General features: G+C 71.9%; 10 protein-coding genes. 8 read left to right on the forward strand and 2 right to left on the reverse strand.

The window, feature by feature from the left end; genetic code table 11:
- Positions 1–33: 33 nt before the first annotated feature.
- A complete protein-coding gene (locus tag ACH45N_RS00755) occupies positions 34–1,632 on the forward strand; it encodes a glycoside hydrolase family 76 protein (protein ID WP_397390223.1) in 1,599 nt (532 codons plus the stop codon).
- A 115-nt stretch (positions 1,633–1,747) separates the two neighbouring features.
- Positions 1,748–6,424 carry an ATP-dependent RNA helicase HrpA gene (hrpA, locus tag ACH45N_RS00760; RefSeq protein WP_397390225.1) on the forward strand — a complete coding sequence of 1,559 codons (4,677 nt, stop codon included), beginning with the start codon at positions 1,748–1,750 and terminating at the stop codon, positions 6,422–6,424.
- A gap of 65 nt (positions 6,425–6,489) precedes the next feature.
- On the opposite strand, the gene ACH45N_RS00765 is transcribed toward hrpA, so the two are convergent.
- Entirely contained in the window at positions 6,490–8,736 is a 2,247-nt protein-coding gene (locus ACH45N_RS00765; RefSeq protein WP_397390227.1) for a hypothetical protein, read from the reverse strand.
- A 350-nt stretch (positions 8,737–9,086) separates the two neighbouring features.
- On the opposite strand from ACH45N_RS00765, the gene ACH45N_RS00770 reads away from it, so the two are divergent.
- From ACH45N_RS00770 to ACH45N_RS00780, 3 genes are all read left to right on the forward strand, one after another.
- Positions 9,087–9,284 carry a PspC domain-containing protein gene (locus tag ACH45N_RS00770; RefSeq protein WP_397390229.1) on the forward strand — a complete coding sequence of 66 codons (198 nt, stop codon included), beginning with the start codon at positions 9,087–9,089 and terminating at the stop codon, positions 9,282–9,284.
- A 123-nt stretch (positions 9,285–9,407) separates the two neighbouring features.
- On the forward strand, positions 9,408–9,596 hold the full coding sequence (locus ACH45N_RS00775) for a PspC domain-containing protein (RefSeq protein ID WP_285100509.1): 189 nt from the start codon (positions 9,408–9,410) through the stop codon (positions 9,594–9,596).
- 153 nt (positions 9,597–9,749) lie between these two features.
- Complete coding sequence (locus ACH45N_RS00780; protein ID WP_397390231.1) at positions 9,750–11,189, forward strand: alpha-amylase family protein; 1,440 nt, start codon at positions 9,750–9,752, stop codon at positions 11,187–11,189.
- A 73-nt stretch (positions 11,190–11,262) separates the two neighbouring features.
- Here ACH45N_RS00780 and ACH45N_RS00785 read toward each other — a convergent pair whose 3' ends face one another.
- Positions 11,263–13,653, reverse strand: coding sequence for an esterase-like activity of phytase family protein (locus ACH45N_RS00785; RefSeq protein WP_397390233.1), 2,391 nt, complete (start codon positions 13,651–13,653; stop codon positions 11,263–11,265).
- 126 nt (positions 13,654–13,779) lie between these two features.
- Here ACH45N_RS00785 and ACH45N_RS00790 point away from each other — a divergent pair, with 126 nt between their 5' ends.
- The 3 genes from ACH45N_RS00790 to ACH45N_RS00800 all read left to right on the forward strand — a co-directional run bounded on the left by ACH45N_RS00790 (position 13,780) and on the right by ACH45N_RS00800 (position 19,122).
- Positions 13,780–15,081, forward strand: a complete 1,302-nt coding sequence (locus ACH45N_RS00790) for an MFS transporter (RefSeq protein ID WP_397390235.1) — start codon at positions 13,780–13,782, stop codon at positions 15,079–15,081.
- A 105-nt stretch (positions 15,082–15,186) separates the two neighbouring features.
- Entirely contained in the window at positions 15,187–15,591 is a 405-nt protein-coding gene (locus ACH45N_RS00795; protein WP_397390237.1) for a hypothetical protein, read from the forward strand.
- Positions 15,592–15,849: 258 nt separating this feature from the next.
- Positions 15,850–19,122, forward strand: a complete 3,273-nt coding sequence (locus tag ACH45N_RS00800; protein ID WP_397390239.1) for an SNF2-related protein — start codon at positions 15,850–15,852, stop codon at positions 19,120–19,122.
- Positions 19,123–19,138: the final 16 nt, after the last annotated feature.

A 19,138-nucleotide genomic window follows, 5' to 3' on the forward strand; every position in this document is an offset into this window, starting at 1 on the left:
TCGACGGACGAAGTACGAGCACAGGGAGAACCGATGACAACGCTGTCAGAGACGCCCTCGCACCGCACGCACCGACGCATCAGGAGACGCCCCGGCGCACGCCCCGGGCGGCAGGGCCGCGGCCTCGCGGCGGCACTCGCCGCCGCCGGACTGTTGGCGGTGCCGTTCGCCGCCGCTCCCCCGGCCCACGCCGACGCCGCGGCGGCGTCCGCGGCCGTGCCCGTGGCGCGGGCCGCGGCCACCGAGGCGACGCCGTCAGCCCTGCTGGCCGAGATCTGCGACCTCTACTGCGACGCCAGGGACCCGGCGTCCGCGGCCGGCGACCGCGTACCCGTCACCGCCACGATCCACGGCCGGACCCTCCGCCTCCACGTCTCGGACCCCGACGTGATGGGCTGGGGCTCGATCGACGGCGGCCAGCCGGGCGACGAGGTCTGGCTGGACCGGTCGTTCGACGGCGGCAGGACCTGGGCGTCCGGCAGCCGGCTCGGCGCCACGACCGTCCCGGGCGGCTCCACGGGCTGGCGCACGCAGATGTACAACGTCGACGACTGGAGCAACGTCGGCGTCGGCGCGCTGCGGGCCTGCGGCAAGGCGGGCGACCGCGCCGAGATCGCCTGCACGGCGTGGGCCCGCAACGACCGCAACGCGTGGAGCCGGTCCACTCAGGCCGCGACTGCGCTCATGATGCTCTGGGACCGGGACACGGGCCTCTTCGAGACGAACGGCTGGTGGACGGGCGCCAACGCGCTGACCGCCGTCATCGACAACGCCCGGATCAGTGGGATGAGCAGCTACCGGTACGCGATCGCGCAGACCTACGACAAGAACGTGAACGCGCGCGACGGCCAGTTCCGCAACGAGTACCTGGACGACACGGGCTGGTGGGGCCTGGCCTGGGTCGCCGCCTACGACCTGACCGGCGACAGCCGCTACCTGAGCACGGCCCGCGCCGACGCCGACCACATGCGCGCCTACTGGACCGCGAAGTGCGGCGGCGGCGTGCAGTGGAACACCGGCATCGCCTACAAGAACGCCATCACCAACGAGCTGTACGTGCAGCTCAACGCGGCGCTGCACAACCGCATCCCCGGCGACACCACCTACCGCCAGCGAGCGGTCGAGGGCTGGGAGTGGTTCCGGGACAGCGGCATGATCAACTCCGGCAACCTGGTCAACGACGGGCTGAACGACACGTGCGCCAACAACGGCCAGCCCACCTGGACGTACAACCAGGGCGTGATCCTCGGTGCCCTGGCCGAGCTGCACCGGGCCACCGGCGACGCGGCGCTGCTGGAGACCGCCCGCGACCTGGCCGACGCCTCGACCGGTTCGTCCGCCCTCAACCCCGGCGGGATCCTCCGCGAGGTGAACGAGGGCGACGACTGCAACAGCGACGGCGCCTCCTTCAAGGGCGCCTACGTGCGCGGCCTGGGCAAGCTCAACGCCTACCTGGCCGATCGCCCGTACGGCGCCTACCTCGACCGGCAGGCCGAAGCGGCGTACGGCAACGACCGCGACGCGCTCGGCATGTACGGCCCGCACTGGGCAGGGCCGCTCGTGCGGCCCGCGACGGGGCACGGCTGCCAGCAGGGCGCGCTGGACCTGCTGAACGCGGCGGAGGCCGGCTAGGTCCCACCGGTCCGACGCACAGGTCACCCCCGTGACCTGTGCGTCCGACACTGGGCGGGGTGGTTCCGGGCCGCCGCGGCAAATCATCTTGCCGTTCCTGGGAGAATGAGGGGTTGTGAGTACCGAGCCTTCTTCCTCCCCCGTGTCCGACGGCGACCGTGGCCGCGCGGGCGGGGGCCGGAACCGACGTCGTGGCTCGGGCAGGCAGACGAGCAACCCGACCCGCCGGCCGCGCCGCTCCGGGCCCCAGCGCGTCACCGCCGCGCAGCTCGAGGCGGCGGCCGCCAAGCGCGCCGCCGTCGAGATGCCGCCCATCACCTACCCGCCGCAGCTGCCCGTCTCGGCCCGGCGCGAGGACATCGCCGCGGCGATCCGGGACAACCAGGTCGTGATCGTCGCGGGCGAGACCGGCTCGGGCAAGACGACGCAGATCCCGAAGATCGCGCTGGAGCTGGGGCGCGGCCGGACCGGCCAGATCGGCCACACCCAGCCCCGCCGCCTGGCCGCGCGCACCGTCGCGGAGCGCATCGCCGAGGAGCTCGGAACACAGCTCGGCGGCGTGGTCGGCTACCAGGTGCGGTTCACCGACCAGTCCAGCGACGAGACGCTGGTCAAGGTCATGACCGACGGCATCCTGCTCGCCCAGATCCAGCGCGACCCGCAGCTGCTCGCCTACGACACCATCATCATCGACGAGGCGCACGAGCGGTCCCTCAACATCGACTTCCTGCTCGGCTACCTGTCGCGACTGCTGCCCCAGCGCCCCGACCTCAAGCTGATCATCACGTCGGCCACCATCGACTCCGAGCGGTTCGCCGGCCACTTCTCCCCCGCGGCCCTGGCCGCGCGGGGCGGCGCGCCCGAGTACGTCACCGACGTGCTGCCAGACCTCGCCCCCATCGTCGAGGTGTCCGGCCGCACGTTCCCCGTCGAGATCCGGTACCGGCCGCTCTCGCCGGACGAGGGGCCGGAGGACGGGTCCTCGCAGGTCGAGCCTGCCGAGAGCACCGGTGGGTCTCGACAGGCTCGGCCGGCGAAGGCGAAGAAGGGCAGGGCGCGCGGCAACGAGGAGAAGGACCTCGTCACGGGCATCATCGAGGCCTGTGACGAGCTGATGCGGGAGGGCAGCGGCGACATCCTCGTCTTCCTCTCCGGCGAGCGCGAGATCCACGACGCCGCCGACGGCCTCGCCGGCCACCTCAAGGAACGCGCCCGCGACCCGAAGCACCCGCAGCACGTCGAGATCCTGCCGCTGTACGCGCGGCTGTCGAGCGCGGAGCAGCACCGCGTCTTCCAGCAGCACGCCTCGCGGCGCATCGTGCTGGCGACCAACGTCGCCGAGACGTCGCTGACCGTCCCGGGCATCCACTACGTCGTGGACCCCGGCACGGCGCGCATCAGCCGCTACTCCAAGCAGACCAAGGTACAGCGGCTGCCCATCGAGCCGGTGTCGCAGGCCTCCGCCAACCAGCGCAGCGGCCGCTCCGGCCGTGTCGCCGACGGCATCGCGATCCGCCTCTACTCGCAGGAGGACTTCGACGGGCGGCCCGAGTTCACCGAGCCCGAGATCCTGCGCACCTCCCTGGCGTCGGTGCTGCTGCAGATGATCTCGGTCGGCGTCGTCAGCACGCCCGACGACGTCGCCCGGTTCCCCTTCGTGGAGCCGCCGGACACGCGCGCGATCCGCGACGGCGTGCAGCTCCTCACCGAGCTCGGCGCGCTGGAGGAGGTCGACGGCGTCACCCGGCTCACCGAGGTGGGCCGCACGCTCGCGCAGCTCCCGATGGACCCGCGCCTGGCGCGCATGGTCATCGAGGGCTCGAAGCACGGCGTCGCCCGCGAGGTCGCCATCGTGGCGGCCGCGCTGTCGATCCAGGACCCCCGCGAGCGCCCCGCCGAGCAGCGGGCGCAGGCCGACCAGCTGCACGCCCGGTTCGCCGACCCGCGCTCCGACTTCCTCACCTACCTCAACCTCTGGGAGTACGTGCGGGAGCAGCAGCACCTGCTGTCCAGCTCCGCGTTCCGGCGGCAGTGCAAGGCCGAGTACCTGAACTTCCTGCGCATCCGCGAGTGGCAGGACGTCGTGGCGCAGCTCCGCGAGATGGCCAAGCCCCTGGGCATCGAGATGTCGTTCCAGCCCCGGCACCGGCGTCCCGCCGACGCCGAGCGGCCGGCCCCGGCGCAGGACGGCGCCGAGCCCGAGCCGACGTCGTACCGGCAGACCTGGGACGACGACACGATCCACCGGTCCCTGCTGGCCGGGCTCCTGTCGCAGCTCGGCATGCAGGACACCGGGGAGGTCAAGGCCTCCGCCGTCGCGCACCTGCGGGGGGCGCAGCGCGAGATCGCGCTGAAGCGGGCGAAGAAGCAGGCCCGCAACGAGTACATCGGCGCCCGTGGGGCGCGGTTCGCGATCTTCCCCGGGTCGCCGCTGTCCAAGAAGCCGCCGGTGTGGATCATGGCGGGCGAGCTCGTGGAGACCAGCCGCCTGTGGGCGCGCGACGTCGCCCGCGTCCAGCCGGAGTGGGCCGAGGAGCTCGCCGGGCCGCTGGCGAAGCGCACCTACTCCGAACCGCACTGGTCCAGCAAGCAGGGCGCCGCGATGTGCACCGAGAAGGTACTGCTGTACGGGGTGCCCATCGTGTCCGACCGCCGCGTGCTCTACGCGAAGGTGGACCCGGAGGCGGCGCGCGAGATGTTCGTGCGGCACGCGCTCGTGCAGGGTGAGTGGACCACGCACCACCGGTTCTTCCACGACAACCGCGCCCTCCTCGAGGAGGCCGGCGAGCTGGAGGCTCGCTCCCGGCAGCGTGGCCTGGTCGCGGACGAGGACGACCTCTTCGCCTTCTACGACGAGCGCGTCCCCGACTCCGTCGTGTCCGCGGCACACTTCGACCGCTGGTGGTCGCGGGCGCGCAAGGAGACACCGGACCTGCTCACCTTCACCATGGAGCAGCTCGTCGGCGACGCCTCCGTGGACACCGCCGAGTTCCCGGAGACCTGGCCGCAGGGTGAGCTCTCCCTGCCGCTCACCTACCAGTTCCAGCCCGGGTCCGACGCCGACGGCGTCACCGTGCACATCCCCGTGGCCGTGCTCGCCCGCGTGGTGCCCGACGGCTTCGACTGGATGGTGCCGGGGCTCCTCGAGGAGCTGACGGTCGCCACCATCAAGTCGCTGCCCAAGACCGTGCGGCGCGAGCTGGTGCCGGCGCCCGACGTGGCGCGCGACATCGTCGCCTGGCTGCGTGCCGAGGCCCCCGCCTGGGAGGACATCGCGCGGGCCGGCGACATGGCCGAGCCGTACACGGCGGCGTTCACCCGGGCGGTACGCGCGCTGCGCGACGTCGTGGTGCCGCCCGAGGTGTGGGACGACGAGCGGGTCTCGCGGCTGCCGCGGCACCTCCGGGTCACGTTCCGGGTCGTCGAGGAGCGCGGGCGGGGGCGGTCGGCTTCTGCCGTGGTGCTGGACGAGTCGAAGGACCTGGTGCTGCTGCAGCGGAAGTTGGCGGCTCGGGCGGAGGCGGCTGTGCGGTCGGCGGTGCGGGGTGCTGTGGGGGCTGCTCTTGCTGAGGCTCGGGCTGCTGCCGTTGCTGGCGGGGCTGGGGCTGCTTCGGCTGGGGCGGGCGCGGAAGGCGAAGACCCCCGCGCGGACGCGTTCACGGACCCCAGGGGGCCCTCAATTTCGGGAAGAGGTACGTCCGCGCGGGGGTCTTCGCCGTCCGCGCCCTCCGTAGGGGCGTCGCCTGCTGTGGTGGGCCGCCGCTCCGGTGCTGGGGTGGGTGGCGGGGGTGTTGGTGTTGACGGGCTTGCTGGTGGGACTGTTGTCGGGGAGCAGAGTGGGCTGACTACCTGGCCCGGTGGGCTGCCCGACGGCGGGGTGTTGCCCGGGTCGGTGTCCACCGATGTGGGGGCCGGGGTCGTGGTGCGGGGGTTCCCGGCGCTCGTCGAGGAGGTCGCGCCCAAGGTGAAGGGGCAGGCGCGCAGCGTCGGCGTGGCCCTGCGGATCCTGGCCGACGAGAACGCGCAGGCCGCGGCGCACGCCGCCGGCGTACGGCGGCTGCTGGTGTCGGAGGCCGCGCTCGGGACCGGACGGATCACGTCGCGGTGGACCGGGACGCAGTCGCTCACGCTCGCGGCGTCGCCGTACCCGAGCACCGAGGCGCTCGTGGCAGACCTGCAGCTCGCGGCCGTCGTCTCGCTGACGTCAGGCGCGGACGCGGCGCGGTACGACACGCCTGCGGGCGGGCCGGACGCCGCCTCGGTGCGGTCGGCGGCGGAGTACGCGGACGCGCTCGCGTTCGTGCGCAAGCACCTGGAGGACGAGGTGCACCGCGTCGTCGGGCACGTGGTCGCCGCGCTGTCGGCGAGCCGGGCGCTCGAGGCAGAGATCCGCGCGTCGGGCAGCCTCGCACTGCTCAACACGCTGCAGGACCTCCGCGAGCACCGCGCGAGCCTGATCCACGACGGGTTCGTGTCGGCGACGCCGCCGCGGCGACTGCCGCACCTGGCGCGCTACCTGCGGGCGGACTCCCACCGGCTGACCAAGGCGACGGAGAACCCGGCGCGCGACTCGGACCTCGCCTGGCGGATCGGCGACGTGACCGCCGCCTACGAGAAGGCACAGGCCACGTACGCCGCGGGCGCCCCCGACGCCGCGCGTGCCGCCGAGCTCGCCGAGGTGCGCTGGATGCTGGAGGAGCTGCGCGTCTCACTGTTCGCGCAGCAGCTCGGCACGGACGGCCCGGTCAGCGAGAAGCGGATCCGGAAGGTGCTGGCGCCGGGTGGTTGGTGACGTCGGCGCGACGACGAAGGGGCGGGGTGCGGCTGTCCGCACCCCGCCCCTCCGTCGTCCGGCACTCAGCGCCTGTAGGCCGCCCGGCCGTAGCCGCTCATCAGCGGACGCTCGCCCTTCTTGACGAGCACCACCTGGACGGCGGTGACCCGCTTGGTGTAGCTCTCGGTGCCCGCGCCGCCACCGTTCCTGGCCCACCCCAGCCAGCCGGTCCCGGCAAGGTAGGTCCGGTAGTAGATGTCGTACTGCTTGGCCATCTCGCCGGTGAGCCGCATCCGGTACGCGGACGTGCGGTCGGTACGGTGATAGGTGCCCGCCACCTTGGTGTCGCCCACCCAGGACCGCCAGCCGTCGCCCTCGACCTTCGCCGACACCTGGACACCGCCCGAGTACCGCTGGCCGTTGACGTCGACGCGCACGGCGTTCAGGCGCTGCGAGGTACTGGTAAGCCCGGCGGTCGAGCCGCCGTGGACAGCCGTCTTCCAGCCCGTCGGCCGCAGGTAGGGCTGGACGGTCACTTGGTTCTGGGTCGCCTTGTCGTAGAAGGGCGCGTTCCCGGTGCCGGACGCCGAACGCCGCGTGCCCTTGGGCAGCACCCGCATCTCGACCGCCTCGATGCGATAACCGAAGCCGGTCGTTCCCGAGTTCTCGCCGTTCTTCGCCCAGCCGAGCCAGCCGTACTTCGGCACGTAGGCGCGGTACCAGACGTCGTAGTAGGGAGCGATCGGGCCACCCAGCTTGGTGTGGAACGCCTCCAGGCGGCGGTTCTGGCCGATGCTGCCGACGTAGTAGGTGTAGTCCTTCCTCTGGATGCCCACCCATCCGCGACCCTGGACGTACCCCTCCGTCTCAAGCCAGATGTCGGAGTCGGTCGAAGGAAAGACCGATCCCGTGTAACCGACGCCTCCCACACTGGAAAAGAGCGCCTCGACCGACGCGCCACGACCGATGGAGCCAGCGGTCTGCCCGTCCGAGTTCGGCATGTACGTGTAGTCAGGCACCCAGCGGCTCTCGGTCATCTTGACGCCGTAGTACACACGCAGCGATCGCCGATCGCCGATCAGCACCGCAGGGGAAGTCACCGAACGCGGCGTCATCCGGGGTCCGTGAGCGGTCACCCGCACACCGATGCGGTGCCCCTCGTCCGTCGGTGGGCTCACGTACTGTGCGCCCGTGGCGCGAGCGATCGCCTTCCCATCCCGGAACCACTGGTAGGTGTACGACTGCGGCGCCGGGAAGAAGCCCGACGCCTCAGCGTCGAGATGCGGTTCCGTGGTGGGGTTCCCGTGCCACGTCGTGATCTTCCCGGCGCCCCCGGTGAACGAGCACGAGCCGCCGCAGATCCGCGCGGTGTCCGTGGCGACGTCGGCGCCGGGGAATTGTTCGTACTCGACGCGGAGGTCGCGGAAACCGGTCCCGACCTGGCTCTCGGAGATCAGGACATCCTTGACCCGACGGTCGAACGTCGCCCGTGCGAGATCGGTCGTTCCGTTGCGGAGCGTGACCGCGCCCCGTGCCGCCATGATGCCGTCCCGCGTGCGCAGGTCGGGCGTCAGGGTGAGCCGGAGCGGGATCATCCCGTCGCCGGGCAACGTGTCCTCGAGCTCGGCGACCGAGACCACGGGCGGCGCATCCTGAGCTGCGCCTGGTTCTGCCACTTTGGCGCTGCGCATGGTCGCCACACCGAGCAGTCCCGTCCTGTCGACCTCGGCCACCCACAACGTGTGCACTCCTGGAGTGGTGGGGACGAACGGGATGACGACGTTTTCGGCGACAGGGACGGTCGTCCACTCGGTCGGCTCGTCCGTGTATGAGGTGGAGGTGCCATAGGCGAACGAGACGGCATCGGCGGTCAGCGGGGACGCGACGACGAAGGCGCCTGGCACGCCAGCACCACCACGTCCGAACTTGCCATCGGGATAGATGGCATCGGCGGCCAGGAAGGGAAGAACCGAGAGCGCACGTCCCGGGGCACGGTGCAGAAGGAACGAGCACTCGGCCGCGGGGCCGGATTGTGTGCCGTCCTCGGTCTGCGCGCGGATCACCAGGGTGTTGACGCCGTTGTCCGTCAGCCGGTCCGACATGACGACGTAGCTCACCACGCCGTCCACGACTGGACGTACCTGCTGGCTAGTCAGCTGACCTGTCGCATCAAGGGTCTCGATCCGGGCATGCGTGACCCCAGGGCCGTCGAACGTCGCGTCGAAGAACGCCCTTCCGGGGTCGGGCCGCTCGAGCACGACCGTGATCTGATCTGCGCCGCACGCCTGATCCTCGAGCACGATGCTCGACGGTGCCGGCAGGTCGGTCACGTCAGCACTCGCCGGGGCCGCCGGCACCAGCACCGACGATGCGACGAGCGCTCCGCCCGCGAGCGCCGCGCCGGCACGGATCGCTCTGTCCCGAAGCGCACTGCTCGGGACCGCAATGGGTCGAAGGGGATTCAAGTGGTCGTCCTCCCAAGGACCCCTCAGGGGTCGCCAAGGCCCCGCACAGATGGATGGGGGGCCTCGCCGAGACTAGGACCTGCGCGAACGGCGCAACAACGAAGTTTCGGGAAGTTCACCCGGAGCGGCGTCCAGGGATCTCGTCCCGCACTCAGGGGCAATCTCCGGGGCAGCCCGGATGCCGCCCTGCACACGGCGCACGTACCGTCGAGAACATGAGCACACAGACCATCTACCGTCCCCGCGAGGGCCGCATGATCGGCGGCGTCTGCGCCGGCATCGCCCGCCGATTCGACTGGAACCCCACCGTGGTGCGGGTCGTCGCCGTCGCCTCGATCCTCATCCCGGGCCCGCAGTTCCTCGCCTACCTCATCTGCTGGGCCGTCATCCCGAACGAGCGACCGGCGGCCTGACACCGGACGACCCGCCCGGCGACGGCCCCTCGGCCCACCCCGACGCTTCCCAGGGCCGGTTCAGGGACGGTCCGGGGGATCACCGGATACCCGGCAGGGCCGGCCGCACGTACCGTCGAAGACATGACCACACAGACACTCTCCCGTCCGCGCCAGGGGCGCATGATCGCCGGTGTCTGCGCCGGCATCGCCCGCCGTTTCGGCTGGGACCCGACGCTCGTCCGGGTTCTCGCCGTCGCCTCGATCTTCATCCCGGGGCCACAGTTCCTCGCGTACATCGCGTTCTGGATCCTCATGCCCAACGAGGACTGACCCCCGCTCCCACCCCGACACGCCAGGCCCGGGTTTTTCACCCGGGCCTCTGGCGTGTCGTCGTACGTTTCTGCAAGGCTTTGCAGCAAGATCCGGAAACGGCCGTGCAACGCCGCACGCGCCTCAGCCGGGACGACGCCGCAAGGAGCCGCCATGACGCGTCATCCGAACGTGCCCCGCCGCCTGCTAGCCACCCTGACGACGTTCGCCACCGCCCTCACGCTGGGCCTGGTCGCCACCGCCGCCACACCCGCCGCCGAGCCGGCTCGGGCCGCGACCCCGGAGCACGGCGACGGGGACGTCATCCTGAACCTGTTCCAGTGGACCTGGGACTCCGTCGCCGCGGAGTGCACCAACGTGATCGGGCCCGCCGGGTTCGGCTACGTGCAGGTCTCCCCGCCGATGGAGCACATCCGCGGCTCGCAGTGGTGGACGTCGTACCAGCCCGTGAGCTACCGGATCGAGTCCAAGCTGGGCACCCGCGCCGAGTTCGCGAACATGGTCGCCGCGTGCGACGCCGCCGGGGTGGGCGTGATCGCGGACGCCGTCGTGAACCACATGGCGGGCGCCGGCCAGTCCGGCACCGGGGTGGCGGGCACGCAGTTCTCGGACGACAGCTTCGCGGGGACGTACAGCGCGGCCGACTTCAACGACTGCCGCAGCAACATCTCGGACTACACCGACCGCTACCAGGTGCAGAACTGCCGTCTGGTCTCGCTCCAGGACCTGCGCACCGGCTCCGACTACGTCCGCGGCCGGCTGGCCGCGTACTTCGACGACCTGGTGTCCCTGGGCGTCGACGGGTTCCGGATCGACGCCGCGAAGCACATCCCGGCGTCCGACCTCGCGGCGATCAAGGCCCGGATGGGCAACCCGAACGTGTTCTGGGTGCACGAGGTGATCGGCGGCGCCGGCGAGCCGATCCAGCCGTCCGAGTACCTGGGCAGCGGCGACTCGCACGAGTTCAACTACGCCCGCCAGCTCAAGTCGGACTTCGACGGGCAGATCAAGAACCTGCGGTTCATCGGCGACGGCAAGCTGCCCTACGACCGCGCGGGCGTGTTCGTGGACAACCACGACACGGAGCGCAACGGCGAGTCGATGAACTACAAGTGGGGCGCCAAGTACGTCCTGGCCAACACGTTCCTGCTGTCGTGGCCGTACGGCTCGCCCTCGGTCTACTCGGGCTACGAGTTCTCGAACAACGACGCCGGGGCGCCGGGCGCCACCGAGACCACGGTCCCGGACGCGACCTGCGGCACCGGCCGGTGGACCTGCACGCAGCGCTGGACGGAGATCCGCGGCATGGTCGGCTTCCACAACGAGGTGGCCGGCACCGAGGTCACCAACTGGTGGGACGACGGCGGCAACCTCGTCACCTACGGCCGCGGCGCCAAGGGCTACGTGGTACTGAACAACACGGCGTCGGCCGTGCAGCGCTCGTTCCAGACGTCGCTGCCCGCCGGCACCTACTGCGACGTCGTCGCGTCGGCGAACTGTTCGGTCAAGCGCACCGTGGACGGCAACGGCTGGTTCACCGCCTCGGTCCCGGCCTACGGCGCGCTGGCGATCCACGTGGGTGCCCGCGGCTGACCCGGCGGTCCCGGTGGTCGAGCTTGTCGAGACCTGATGGGGTCTCGACCCGCCCGACCACCGGGGGCAGCACTCAGCGGAAGATCGTGCGGGCGCTGCCCAGGTCGAGGAACACCGTCTCGCCGGTCGCGTCCTGTACACCGTCGTTGTCGGTGATCGCGTACACGCGGCCGTCCCCGCCGATCGTGAGACCCTCGAGCTTCTCCTGCGTCCAGCCGTTCGTGGCGCGGAGCGCGGGCAGGACGTCGATCGCGAGCTTCTTGCGCAGCACCGGGACCGTCCCCGGACGCGGGTCACGCTTCGGCAGGTCCACCGTGTACACGGCCTTGAGCTTCGCGGCAGGCCCGTTGAGCTTGTCCCGCTCGATCACGGCGAGGGTGTCGCCGTCGACGACGGTGATCTCGGACAGGCCCACCCAGTCACCGTCGGCGGACGGCCCGGACAGCTCGTAGCCGAACCAGGTCCACTCCCCCGTCCCGACGTCGTAGCGGCCGATGCGGGCATAACCGCCCACGCCGTCGTCGGTGGTCAGGCCTCGCTGGAGCGCGACGAACAAGTGCTCGCCGTCGCGGTCCACGGTGCCGGTCACGCCCTCGATGCCCCACTTGCCGAGGCCCGCGGCGACGCCGTCGGGCAGGCTGACGCGCTCCTGCAGGCGGCCCGACGACGAGACGCGCACCAGCGCGTTCTCCGGACCGGTCGCGCCCTCGACGCCGAGCCAGAACCCGCCCGCCCTGCCGCGGACCGACGGCCGCGCCCAGATGCCCTCGGCGTCCAGGCCGACGGGCTCGCCGTTCTCCGTGACGACGATCTCGCGGTCGATGACGGCGGGGCCGTTCTTCGAGCCGCGCGACCCGGCGGTCGAGACGGAGAGGATCGACGTCGGCGACTTCGCGGCGTCCGTCACGGTCCACAGGCGGTCACGCTCGGCCGGGTCGGCCGAGAGCGCGCCGAGCGCGGTCCAACCGATCGGCTTCCTCGTGCCCGCCGAGGTCTTGGCATCGGCGGACACGACCGTGGGGAAGGCCGGCTCGGCCCCGAGGCGGGCGTACCGCTGCCCCTTGCCGAACAGCGAGACGGACGCCCGGACGCCGTCCTCGGCCGCGTCCTCCTCGGAGGAGACGACGAGCAGGTTCCGTGACGGGACCGGCAGGATCCCCTCCGGACCGTTCGTCGTGGCCAGCACCTGCACGAACCGCGGCCTCGCCGGGCGCGACACGTCGTAGACGGCCACGAAGTTGGAGCGCTCGGAGCCGACGAACGCGTAGCGGACGCCGTCGAGCGTCGCGATCGCGAGGCCCTCCATCTCCACGCCCTTCTTGCCGGCGCGGTCCTCGTTGTGCAGCCCGACGCGGACGGCGAGCTCCTCCACGGAGGATCCCGCGTCCCAGACGACGTCGCCGGTCGCGGCCTCGAAGACCGTCCAGCCGCGCGTCCCGCCCTTCCAGTCGCCCTCGTTCGCGGTGGCGACGTGCTCGTCGTCGATCCAGCCGATGGCGTCGGGCTCGCGCGGGGCCGCCTCGACGGAGCCGGTCTGGTCGATCGCGCCGTCGTCCTCGGCGTCCACGCCCTCCAGCGCGACGGACCCCGCCGAGAAGACGTTCTCCAGCTCGCCGGTCTCGACGTCCAGCACCGCGACGCCGTTGTTCTCCTGCAGCGTCACCGCGACCTTCGTGTCGGACGGGTCGATCGAGACGTACTCGGGCTCCGCGTCCTGCGGGGTGTCCAGGCCGGCGGCCGCGAGCGCCGCCTCGTCGAGGGCGACGGGGCGCACCCGCCAGGCGGCGGGGTCGGTGCCGGGGAGGTCGACGAACTGCAGGAACCCGGCAGGCGCCTGCGGGAGGTCGCCCTCCTCGCCCTCGCCCGTGTCGGGCAGGGCGTCCTCGTCGCGCTGGTTCTCCATCGCGACGACGGCGTGGGCGCCGTCGTGCGTGACGGCGATCGAGTCGGGCTGGCCGCCCAGGTCGATCGAGCGCACGAGGGTGCGCGTCGCGAGGTCGACGACGTCGAGGCGCCCGGACGGCGCGGTGAACGACGTCGAGCTGTCGACGACGACGAGCACGTGGTCCCCGACGATCGCGACCGACGTCGGCTCGTCGTGCTCCGAGCCGAGTTCCGCGAGCGACAGGGTGCCCAGCCCCCGCGGCCTCGCGGGGTCGCTGAGGTCGACGAAGCCGATGCGGCGCGCGGCGGCGTCGGTGTGGACGAGGGTCCGGCCGTCCTCGCTGACCGCGGAGATCTCGGCGACGGTCGCGTCGGCCGGGTCGGTGCCCGCGGGGACGTTCTCGAAGACGGGGTAGGTGGCGAGGCGGTGGAAGGTCTCGCGTGCGCTGGTCGCGCCGAACGATCCGGTCGACCCGGTCGGGACGTGGTGGCCGGCGGCGACCGCCGGGAACGTGCTCAGGCCGAGCGCGAGAACCGCGCCGGAAGCGATGAAGGCCGCATGGCGGCGGTGAGGAGACACGCTCGGCACCGTCGCGCGATCCGGTGTCGGTGGGAGGACCGCGGGCTGGCCCGGGGGTGTCGCGTAGGTGAACTTCCGGGCTCTGGTGCCGGGTGGTACCCGACCCGCGCGGATAGGCTCGACGGCGTGACCGTCCTTGCCGAGCTACGTGCGCTCCTGCGCCTTCCCGGGTTCCGCAAGCTGTTCGCGGTCCGCCTCGTGTCCCAGGCCGGCGACGGCATGTTCCAGGTGGGGCTCGCGAACCTCCTGTTCTTCAGCCCGGAGTCGCAGGGTTCGGCCTCCGCGATCGCGGGCGCGTTCGCGGTGATGCTGGCGCCGTTCACGATCGTGGGCCCGTTCGCCGGCGTGTTCCTGGACCGCTGGCAGCGGCGTCAGGTCCTGGTGTTCGGCAACGCCGTGCGGGTGCTGATCACCGGGACGATGGCGGTGCTCATGCTCACCCAGGGCGTCACGCCGGCGATCTACGTGCTGGGCCTCGCCGCCCTGAGCGTCAACCGGTTCCTGCTCGCCGGCCTCTCGGCGGGCCTGCCACGCGTGGTCCAGGGCGATCTGCTGCTCACGGCCAACGCCCTCACCCCGACGCTCGGCGCGGGCGCGGCCTTCCTCGGGGGCGGCCTGAGCTTCGTGCTGAGTCTCGCGATACCGGCTGGCCGGGTGCACGACGCCACCGCGCTGGCCTGCGCGTGCGTCGTCATGGGGTGCGCCTCGCTGCTGGGGCTGCGCATGTCGCGCACGCTGCTGGGTCCGCTGGAACCCGCCGCCGGCTCGATCCGCAACGAGCTGGCGGTGGTGGTCCGCGGCCTGGTGGACGGCGCCCGTTACCTCGCCGCCCGCCGCACCCCCGGGCAGGCGCTGCTCGTCATGGCGCTGCACCGCTTCCTGTACGGGGTGGTGTTCATCGCGTCGATCCTGATGTCCCGCAACCTGCTGGCCGACCCCGCCGACCCGACCGCCGGGCTCGCGACCTTCGCGACCGTGATCGCAGCGACCGGCATCGGGGGCGGGCTCGCGATCCTGCTCACCGCCGTGCTGGCCCGGCGCATGGCCCCGCAGTCCTGGATCGCGGTGATGCTCCTGGTCGCCGGCGTCTCGCAACTCATCCTGGTGCCGGAACCGGGCTTCGCCACGGTGGTCACGGCCGCCGGGCTGCTGGGCCTCGCGGCGCAGGGCGCCAAGATCGCCGTCGACACCATCGTGCAGCGCGACTCCGAGGACGCCTATCGCGGCCGCGCGTTCGCCTTCTACGACGTGCTCTACAACGCCGCCTTCGTGGGAGCGGCAGCCCTCGCCGCCTTCCTCGTGCCCGACGCCGGCTGGTCACCCGGGCTCTTCGTCGCTCTCTCCGTGGGGTACGTCGCGGCAGCGCTCCTGTTCGGGTTGCGGGGCACTCGCACGGCAGCGCTGGTGCGGCAACCGCTAAGCGGGTGAATTTATGGATGAGGTCCGGTCTTTTGAGGCGAACATGCCTGTTTTGCCGGTCGAACGGTGCAAGGATTGAGACTAGTTACCTACAGGGACTGGAGGCTCCCGTTCATGTCCGACGCACCCGCCGTCACACCGACGCCAACTTGGGGAGAGGTCTTTCCCTGGTTTCGTGAGGTCATGGCCGAAGACGACGCCTGGTACGTCGGCAAGGTCGACAACAAGACCGATGTCGGCGTCGCGCGCCTTGCCGACGCCGCGGTGACCCGGCTCAAGCCGCTTCCCGTCGGCCGCCTCTACCCCGCAGTGCGGCGGGTCGAGCGGCTCGACGACCTCACCTGGCCCAAGCACCGACTGCTCAACGCCCTGCACCGGGGCGGCTGCTTCACCGGGGACGACCTGTCGTACATGGTCATCGCCGAGATGCTCTCCTGGGAGTCGGTCGGCCCGATCATCGTGAAGCAGATCCTCGAGGTCGTGGCGCTGGAAGAGATCCGAGCCAGCTCCGCGAAGTAGTACACGTTCTCTGCCTTGACGGTGGCCGGATCAGGGGTAACGGCCACCGCCAGGCGCCGGGCCGCGACGACGGCGCACGGCACGGCGACCAGCATCAGCCCCCCGCAGGACCTGCACCGCGGCATACCCGGTGCCCAGTACCCGCACCGCGCTCGGGCAGCACGCTCGTCCACAAGGTGTGGACCGACACTCCGTGATGTGCGGCACGCTGTGGACAACTCGGCCTGACGGTCCGGCCCGCCGTGGAACCATGGACGGGTGCCCACGCCGATCCCCGCCCCGCGCCTCCACCCCGCGGCCATCAGGCTGCTGGTGGGCAGCGGCGCGTTCCAGCGCGGCGAGGAGTACCAGCAGCAGGGCCGGGTCATCTCGTGGGAGTGGCTGCCGGACGACCTGCTCCTCATCTCGTGGGTGCGCGGCAGCGGCCGCAGCACGTACTCGTGCTCCATCGAGTTCAAGGCGGACCCGCCCGGCCCGCCGGTCGTCGTCGGCTCGGACTGCACCTGCCCGGTCCGGTCCGCCTGCAAGCACGTGGCGGCGACGCTCCTCGAGTCCGGCACGGACGGTCTGGCCTCGCTGGTCCGACCCGCCTCGTCGCTGAACCGGGCCCCGCAGGTTCCGGAGTGGAAGGCGGTCGTCCAGCAGCTCGTGCCCGCGGCGCCCGCGACCGCGCCGGCCGGTCCGGCGACCGACCCGGGGACGACGCTGGCGCTGCAGCTCCGGATCGACGGCTCCGCCGCCGCGCACACCCTGTCCCTGTCGATGCGGCCCGTCCAGCGCAACGACCGGGGAGCCTGGGTCGGCGGCAACGCCTCGTGGAGCTACATCCGCAACGGCTTCCTCCGCGGCGTCGACCCTGCCGTCCGGGAGTGGTTCACCACGCTCGACGCCCTCCGCGCCACGAGCCCGCGCGGCTACGGGTATCTCAGCACGGGCGACTGGATCAGCCTGGACGACGTGCTGCCCCGCCCGTTCTGGCACCACCTCGCCGACGCCGCCGAGCTCGGGATCGAGCTCGTCGGCAAGTCGAGGCGCGAGTCGGTGCGCCTGGCCCAGGAGGCGTCCGTCGCGCTGGACCTCTCGCTGCCCGACGGCGGCGCGCGCCTCGAGCGCACCGTCGCCTTCGACGGCGTGGTCACGGGTACGGCGTCGGTCGGTCCGCTGGGTCACCACGGCCTGTTCGCGGTGGAGGAGTCCTCCTCGGGCCGCACCATCACCCTGGGCCCGACGACGGCGCCGCTCACCGACCAGGAGCGCGCCGCGGTGCACCTCGCCGTCGTCGCGATCCCGGCCGACGCGGTCGACGAGTTCCTGGCCGACTACCTGCCGCTCCTGCGCCGGGAGGTGCGGGTCCGGGCCGACGCCGGCGTCGAGCTGCCGGAGCTCCCCCGCCCTGAGCTCGTCGTGTCCGTCGAGGCCGTCTCGGCGGCGGAGGTCCGGGTGACGTGGCGGTGGGCCTATCCGCCGTCGGACAAGGAGTACCCGCTGACCACAGCGCTGGAACCGGGCTCCGACCTGCGCGATCTCGCGGCGGAGGCCGCGACCCTCGGCCGGGCCGTCGCCGCGGTGCGCGAGGTGCCCGGCTTCGGCCACTTCCGGGTGGCGCCCGAGGTGTTCCGCGGGCTGCAGGCGATGGACTTCGCCACCACGGCGCTGCCCGCGCTCCGGGCCCTGCCGGACGTCCGGGTGGAGAGCGACGAGCTGCCCGAGTACCGCGGCCTGGAGGCCACCCCCGTCGTCAGCATGCGCGCCACCGACAGCGGCGACATGGACTGGTTCGAGCTGGGGGTCACCGTCACGGTCAACGGGCGCGAGATCCCGTTCGGGTCGCTGTTCGACGCACTGGCCCGCAACCAGAAGCGGTTCATGCTGACCGACGGCACCTGGCTGCGTACCGACCTGCCCGTGTTCGCGCAGCTCCGCGCCCTGATCGAGGAGGCGCAGCGGCTCTCCGACCAGCCGGGCAAGCTGCGGATCAGCCGGTTCAACGCCGGCCTGTGGGCCGAGCTGGAGGACGTCGCCGACGTCGTCGAGCAGTCCGACCGCTGGCGGCGCTCGGTGAGCGACCTGGTCGCGCTGACCGCCGACGGCGTGGACGGGCCCGAGCCGCTCCCGCCGCCCGTCGGCCTGAAGGCCGAGCTGCGGCCCTACCAGCAGCACGGTTTCGAGTGGCTCACCTTCCTGTGGCGCCACGGGCTGGGCGGGATCCTCGCCGACGACATGGGCCTGGGCAAGACGATCCAGACCCTCGCCTTCGTCGCCCAGGCCCGCCAGGAGGGCGCCCGGCCGCCGTTCCTCGTGGTCGCGCCGGCCTCGGTGGTGAGCAACTGGGCCACCGAGGCCGCGCGGTTCACGCCCGACCTCAAGGTGGTGACACTCCCGACGACCGCGCGAAAGGCCGGTACCTCGGTGGCGGACGTCGCCGCGGGAGCGGACGTCGTGGTGACGTCGTACGCCATCTTCCGGCTGGACTTCGACGCGTTCGCCGACGTCGGGTGGAGCGGCCTGATCCTCGACGAGGCGCAGTTCGCGAAGAACCACCAGACGCGCGCCAACGAGTCGGCGCGCCGCCTGCGGACGCCGTTCAAGCTCGCCATCACCGGCACGCCCATGGAGAACAACCTCATGGAGCTGTGGGCGATGCTCGCGATCGTCGCGCCGGGGCTGTACGGGTCGGCGATGAAGTTCCGGGAGGACTACGTCAAGCCGGTCGCGGGCGAGGGCGACTCGGGGCCGCTCCTGAACCGGCTCCGCCGTCGGATCAAGCCGCTCATGCTGCGCCGGACCAAGGGCCAGGTGGCGCCCGAGCTGCCCGAACGGCAGGAGCAGGTGCTCCGCGTCACCCTCGACCCCCGGCACCGCCGGATCTACGACACGCACCTGCAGCGCGAGCGGTCGCGCCTGCTGGGTCTGCTGGACAGCTTCGACGAGAACCGGGTGGCGGTGTTCCGCGCGCTGACGACCCTGCGGCGCCTGGCGCTGGACGCCTCGCTGGTGGACCCGGAGTACGAGGGCGTCGGGTCGGCCAAGCTGGACCTGCTCGCGGAGCAGCTCGCGGAGGTCGCGGCGGAGGGGCACCGCGCGCTGGTGTTCTCCCAGTTCACGTCGTTCCTGACGAAGGCGGCCGAAGTGTGCCAGGAGCTGGGGATCCCGTACGAGTACCTGGACGGGTCCACGCGGCGGAGGCCGGAGGTGATCGGCCGGTTCAAGGACGGGGCAGCGCCGGTGTTCCTCATCAGCCTCAAGGCCGGTGGGTTCGGGCTCAACCTGACGGAGGCCGACTACGTCTACCTCCTCGACCCGTGGTGGAACCCGGCGACGGAGGCGCAGGCGATCGACCGGACGCACCGCATCGGGCAGACGCGCAACGTGATGGTGTTCCGGCTGGTGTCCGAGAACACGATCGAGGACAAGGTGATGGCGCTCAAGGAGCGCAAGGCCCGGCTGTTCGACGCGGTGCTGAGCGACGACGCGGGCGCGTTCGCGGGGGCGCTGGGGGCGGACGACATCCGAGGGCTGCTGGAGGGCTGAGCCCTGCTGGCCTGTC

This window comes from Promicromonospora sp. NPDC019610 (assembly GCF_044389365.1).
Taxonomy (GTDB): domain Bacteria; phylum Actinomycetota; class Actinomycetes; order Actinomycetales; family Cellulomonadaceae; genus Promicromonospora.

Excerpts from the sequence above, each read along its gene's own strand:
- ACH45N_RS00755 (WP_397390223.1), top strand. The coding sequence starts at position 34 with ATGACAACGCTGTCAGAGACGCCCTCGCACCGCACGCACCGACGCATC.
- ACH45N_RS00770 (WP_397390229.1), top strand. The coding sequence starts at position 9,087 with ATGAGCACACAGACCATCTACCGTCCCCGCGAGGGCCGCATGATCGGC.
- ACH45N_RS00775 (WP_285100509.1), top strand. The coding sequence starts at position 9,408 with ATGACCACACAGACACTCTCCCGTCCGCGCCAGGGGCGCATGATCGCC.
- ACH45N_RS00780 (WP_397390231.1), top strand. The coding sequence starts at position 9,750 with ATGACGCGTCATCCGAACGTGCCCCGCCGCCTGCTAGCCACCCTGACG.
- ACH45N_RS00795 (WP_397390237.1), top strand. The coding sequence starts at position 15,187 with ATGTCCGACGCACCCGCCGTCACACCGACGCCAACTTGGGGAGAGGTC.